Annotated in this window: 5 protein-coding genes and 1 rRNA gene; all 6 read left to right on the top strand. The window is 42.8% G+C overall.

Annotation, left to right across the window (positions count from 1 at the left end):
- A 23S ribosomal RNA gene (locus BM377_RS12355) occupies positions 1-201 on the top strand; the annotation flags it as partial.
- Positions 202-562: 361 nt separating this feature from the next.
- Positions 563-1,468, top strand: coding sequence for a chemotaxis protein (locus BM377_RS12350; RefSeq protein ID WP_092248847.1), 906 nt, complete (start codon positions 563-565; stop codon positions 1,466-1,468).
- 109 nt (positions 1,469-1,577) lie between these two features.
- Entirely contained in the window at positions 1,578-2,390 is an 813-nt protein-coding gene (locus tag BM377_RS12345; RefSeq protein WP_092248844.1) for a hypothetical protein, read from the top strand.
- A 2-nt stretch (positions 2,391-2,392) separates the two neighbouring features.
- A complete protein-coding gene (locus BM377_RS12340; protein WP_092248841.1) occupies positions 2,393-4,546 on the top strand; it encodes a hypothetical protein in 2,154 nt (717 codons plus the stop codon).
- 53 nt (positions 4,547-4,599) lie between these two features.
- The gene (hisH, locus tag BM377_RS12335; RefSeq protein WP_092248838.1) at positions 4,600-5,217 is read left to right on the top strand and encodes an imidazole glycerol phosphate synthase subunit HisH; all 618 of its coding nucleotides are present in this window, start codon (positions 4,600-4,602) and stop codon (positions 5,215-5,217) included.
- An 18-nt stretch (positions 5,218-5,235) separates the two neighbouring features.
- Positions 5,236-6,000, top strand: coding sequence for an imidazole glycerol phosphate synthase subunit HisF (gene hisF / locus BM377_RS12330; RefSeq protein WP_092248835.1), 765 nt, complete (start codon positions 5,236-5,238; stop codon positions 5,998-6,000).
- Positions 6,001-6,012: the final 12 nt, after the last annotated feature.

Below are 6,012 nucleotides of genomic sequence, written 5' to 3'. Positions count from 1 at the left end.
ATCGCCAGATGCATAAGGCTGGGTAGCCACGTCCGGAAGGGATAAACGCTGAAGGCATCTAAGCGTGAAGCCCCCCTCAAGATGAGATATCCCTGCGTATGCAGTAAGACCCCTTGGAGAGTACGAGGTTAGATAGGCACAAGGTGTAAGCATGGTAACATGTTCAGCTGATGTGTACTAATAGGTCGAGGGCTTATCCAAACTAGGAGAACTTGATGAGGCATGGCCGAATCTAGTTCGAGTGTTGTTCTGGCGAGACTATGAAATAGTCGAGAGCAGAACTTCACCTGTATAGAAATTATCTGGAAATATTCAGTGTTCGGTTTTGAAAGTACAAGTTTTTTCTTTGCTTTTTGAACAAATAAAGAAAAATATAAAAAACTTATAAATGAATTCTTAAAAGACGGTCAAATGCCCGTCTTTTTCGTTTTTTTATATTTATTTTCAGAAAATTATGCTATACTAAACTAAGATATTCAATATAATATAAGTCGTAATAAAGTATTTTTCTTAATGAATTAATAATCACAATTCAATACAATATTACACGTGAGGTGAGAGAATGGAATCAAAAATCCTGCTTGAAAACGGAACCAACGAGTTAGAAGTCCTTGAGTTTAAGATTGATGACCATTGTTATGGTATCAATGTAGCTAAGATCAAGGAAATAATTGTATACCAGGAGGTGACGCCAGTTCCTAACGCTCATCCTAGTATTGAAGGCATATTTATGCCGCGTGATACTATGATCACTGCAATTGATCTTAGAAACTGCCTTCAGAGGGGCGCATCAAAGCCCGGCGGACTTTTCATTGTTACCAACTTCAACAAACTTGATATTGCTTTCCATGTTGATTCGGTTGTAGGTATTCACAGAGTATCATGGGCCGACATCATCAAGCCCAATGCTACAATTTCAAAGGCTGAGGAGAGTATTTCAACAGGTATTATCAAGTTTGAGAATCAGCTTATCATTATTCTCGACTTTGAGAAAATTGTTTCCGACATTAATCCCAATACGGGTCTTAATATGGATGCTCTTTCAGACATCGGATCACGTCCCAGAAACGAAGTTCCGATTGTTCTTGCAGAGGATTCACAGCTTCTTAATAAGCTTATTGTTGATTCGCTCAATAAAGCAGGTTACAACAACGTAAGACATTTCGAGAACGGTAAGCTTGCATATGATTACATTAAACAGTGTAAGGACAGAGGTGAGCTTGATCAAATCAAATGTATCATCACCGATATTGAGATGCCCATCATGGATGGCCACAGACTCACCAAGCTTGTAAAGGACGATGACGCAACCAAGAAGATTCCTCTTATTATTTTCTCATCACTTGTTAATGAGGAAATGAGAAGAAAAGGAGAATCACTTGGAGCCGACAGACAGCTTTCCAAGCCCGAGATCGGCAATCTTGTATCTGTAATCGACGAACTTGTTAATGCATCTGAAGCTGGTTAATAATATCTGACTTTATCTCCCTTTGGCTCAGTTATGAAAACACGTTTTCAGGACTGCCCCAAAGGGAGTTCTTTATGTATAAATAAAATAAATCCTTGGAGTTTTAATAATGACCGGAAATTTAAAAGAGCTCATTGCAGATGCTGACAGACTGATAATAGGCATAGGCAGCGAGTGGAACTGGGTTAAGAATGCTATAAAAAAAGACGATAGATATAATGAAATATTGGATTATTGCAGCATAGAAGAAAACAGCTGGCTAAAGCCCATTGTTGAATACGAATATGCATATTACAACAACGATGAAAAGATAGAAGAGGCTTACAAAGGACTTCTTAAGCTTATTGGTGATAAAAAGTTCTTTTTGGTAAGTGATATATGTCTTTGGGATGCTCCGATGTTCGGCTTTGATGTTAAAAACTGCGTTTATCCTTGCGGAAATTACATGTATCTTCAAACGGACAGCGCTGACGGAGAACTTTTTGCAGCCGATAAGAATCCTGATTTTATGGAGACCGTAAACGCGATACATAAGATAATTACTGAAGATAACGGCTCTTTTGATAAGAATATTTCTTTTAAAAAAGCTTTTTTTGAAGGAAATGAGTTATATATTAACCAAAAACGTCCTGAATATAGTAAAATTAATTATAACGAAATAGCGTACAAAGATAGATGGAGTGATTATCTTACATTTCTTTCGCGTACACTCAATTTCAAATTGGTAATGCTGGAACTTGGTGTAGGACTTGAATACCCGACCGTAGTAAGGCTCCCGTTTGAAAATGTTGTATCGCTTAATAAGAAGGCTCATCTTATCAGAGTACATGAGAAGCTCTACCAGGCAACACCTGAAATAAAAGAAAAAACGGATTCTGTGAAAATGAATTCCGTTGATTATATTTTGCAGGAGAGTAGATGACTATGAAGTCTAATGATGAGGAATATCTCGACAGCTTACTGAACTTTGCACAATCAAATAATAATAATCCTCAATCAGCCCTTAGCAGAATGGCTTCCAAAACCAAACAGAGTACCTCTGATCCAACGTCGAATGACGAATCAGGGGATATTGGTGCGCTTATAGATAATGCAAACGGCAATGCTGATATAAAAGAGATCGGTAATCTTCTAAATAAACTGGATGCGGACGAGATCATCGATGATGACATGGCGAACCTTTTGGATGATATTGCCAAGCCTTCGGATGCTTCTCTTCCTTCATTTAAGGTGGGAGACGATCCTTCGGATGAGGATGTGCGAGATCCCGAGGAGATTGCTCTTGATGAAGCTATAGCCGATGCAGAGCGCATGGATGAGAGCATAAAAAACGGGACCTACGAAAATTTTGACATAGATTTTACTCAGGAAAAAGAAACTCCGCAGGAAGCGGCCAAGGCTCCGATTATAGATGAGTCTGAGGAGACCGATTCTTTGCTTGAGATGGCCCCGGAGATCACACTTCCGGATGACAGCGGAGTTGCTGTTGAAAAAGAATCAGATGCCGATCAGACACCTGAAGAGATCCTTACCGATCTTCTTGATGATATGCCCGGAAACAGCCTTACAGAGGCTACAGAAGCCGGAGCAGAGAGCCTTAGTGATATTCTAGATAAAGAGCAGGAACAGGAATTTGGAGAAGCTTCAGGCGCAAGCGATCCTATAGATAATACAGATGAAATTTCAGACCTTGGAGCGCTTATGGAGGCATTTACCGAGGAGCCCGCTCCCGAAGAGGGAGGGGATCAGGAAGGCGGTGTCACCCCGGGTATTGCGATTACTGAGGATGCCGAAGTCGTAACGCTTGATAATTCTCTTTTATCAGGTCTTGAAGCGATATCTGAGGATGATATCAATCTTGAAGATCTTGAAGCAAGTCTTGATGAACTGATTGAAACAGACACGGGAAGCGGATCTTCCATAGATGGAGAGATTGCTGAGCTTGTAAGCGGAGATACTCCGGAACCGGCACAGAGTGTTGCACCTGAGTCACCTTCACGTGAATCCGAGTCTGATGACAATATATCCATTCCGGATCTTGATGCACTTATGAACAGCCTCGCCAACGATGAGGTTGAAGATATAGAAAATACCGCTCATCTTGATGAGGAACTGGGAGTACCGGAAGATCCCGATACTGCCAAGAATGATATTTTGGGTGCTCTTACTGAAGAAGGTTTTGACGATCTCGGAGCAGATCCCGGTCTCTCCGCATTGGCAGGCCTTTCTGAAGGCGTAGGCGGCGGGGCAGCCGATATAGGAATTGCAACTCCGCACAGATCAAGCCGAGAAAAGAAGGAGGGCCTTCTTACCAAGCTGTTAAAGACTCTCACGGAAGAGGACGAGGAAGTTCCCGCAGGAGGAGAGCTTGCGAGCCTTACCGATGAGAATCAGCAGGTTCTTAATGAACTTGGCGAGGAAGAGGGGAATCCCAAGAAAAAGAAAAAAGAGAAAAAGCCTAAGAAGGAAAAGCCCAAAAAGGAGAAAAAACCCAAGAAGGAAAAACCTCCGAAGCCCAAGAAGGAGAAAAAGCCCAAGCCTCCTAAGGAACCCGGCGTTCCCGAAAAGGCTATGGCTCCCAAGAAAATTATATTATCCGCGATATTTGCAGCAAGCCTCGGAATACTTGTTTGTCTTCCCGCATTCTTACTTCCCGAGAGAATTTCCTCACAGAGGGCACAGGGAGCGTATACGCACGGAGACTATGCCACAACATATAAGCTTTGGTACGGAAAGAAGCATACTGCCGAGCAGAGCACAATGTATGAACAGGCCAGAGTTATTGCGTGGGCAGAGAGATATCTGGACGGATATGAGAACTACATCGCGATGGACAAGAAAACCGAAGCTCTCGACATGCTTCTTATGGCGAAACGCAGTAAGGACGAATTATTGACGGAAGCACAGAAGTTTAATGTTGAAATTCAAGTTCAGAGCGTGTACGATAGTATAGAATCGTTGCTTTCAGAGAACTATGGTCTTTCCGAAGATGAGATTGCGGAGATCAATTCTATCAAAAAGGATAGAGATTATACTATCAAGCTTATGGAAATAGTCGGCTTTGACACGGAGTCATAAGCCACATGTGATTGCAGAAGGCATCGAAAGAATAATAAGGAGTTTGATGCCGAATGGTTGCAATAATAGACTATGATGCAGGTAATATAAAGAGCGTAGAGAAGGCTTTTCAGTATCTTGGTGCAGAGACTGTTGTTACAAGAGACCCCAAGGAAATATACAGAGCCGATCGCGTGGTACTTCCCGGTGTCGGTGCTTTTGCCGATGCCATGAAGAGAATAGATCAATACGGGATCAGAGAATCAATCTGTGAAGTGGTCGATAAAGAGATCCCGTTCTTAGGAATATGCCTGGGACTTCAGCTTTTGTTCGATTCCAGTGAGGAACTTGGAGGAGCTGACGGCCTGGGCATTTTGCGTGGAAAAATACAGCTTATTCCCGGAACCGACAAAGAAGGTAATGCCTACAAGGTTCCTCAGATTGGCTGGAACAGTCTTAAGTTTCCCAGAGAAGGTAAGCTTTTTAAGAACCTTCCGGAAGATCCTTATGTTTATTTTGTTCATTCCTATTATCTTAATGCGGCAGACAAGGGCATCGTTACGGCCACAACGGATTATTCCGTTACGATAGATGCTTCCGTTGAGAGCGGCAATGTATTTGCGTGTCAGTTCCATCCCGAGAAGAGTGCGGATGTCGGAATGCAGATACTTAAGAATTTTCTTGCTGTATAAATCTATTAAGGAGAAGATATGCTTACTAAGAGAATTATACCCTGCCTTGATGTTAATAACGGCAGAGTTGTAAAAGGAATAAATTTCGTTAATCTCAAGGACGCAGGTGATCCCGTATCAGTCGGAGAGGCGTATTCCAAAGCGGGCGCCGATGAGCTTGTTTTTCTTGATATCACGGCTTCCAATGAAAGACGTGCGACAGTTGCCGACATGGTAAGAGAAGTTGCCAAAAAAGTCTTCATTCCTTTCACGGTAGGAGGCGGTATCAGGACTGTCGACGATGTAAGAGCAATCTTAAGAGAAGGTGCCGATAAGGTTTCAATGAACTCGGCAGCTATCGACAGACCCGAGCTTATCGCTGAGGCAGCCGATAAATTCGGAAGTCAGTGCGTGGTTGTTGCTATTGATGCCAAGAAAAGAGCTGACGGAAGCGGATGGAATATCTATAAGCACGGCGGCAGGATCGATGTGGGAATTGACGCTATAGAGTGGGCCAAGAAAGCGGTCGACCTCGGCGCGGGAGAGATTCTTTTAACCAGTATGGACTGTGACGGAACCAAGGCAGGTTATGATATAGAGCTTACAAGAAGAATAGCGGAGACAGTTGACGTACCCGTTATCGCTTCGGGCGGAGCGGGCACTTTGGAGCATTTCTACGATGCGCTTACGGAAGGTAAGGCAGATGCGGCGCTGGCAGCTTCTTTGTTCCATTACAAGGAGCTTGAGATATCAGAAGTTAAAAACTATCTTAAAGGAAAGGGAGTTCCTGTCAGACCTTGCTGACGGGAAGTGAAC

Origin of the sequence: Butyrivibrio sp. INlla21 (assembly GCF_900116875.1) — a bacterium.
Lineage (GTDB): Bacteria > Bacillota > Clostridia > Lachnospirales > Lachnospiraceae > Butyrivibrio.
The sequence above is the reverse complement of the archived record's forward strand: the minus strand, read 5'-3'. Positions and strand labels throughout refer to the sequence as shown.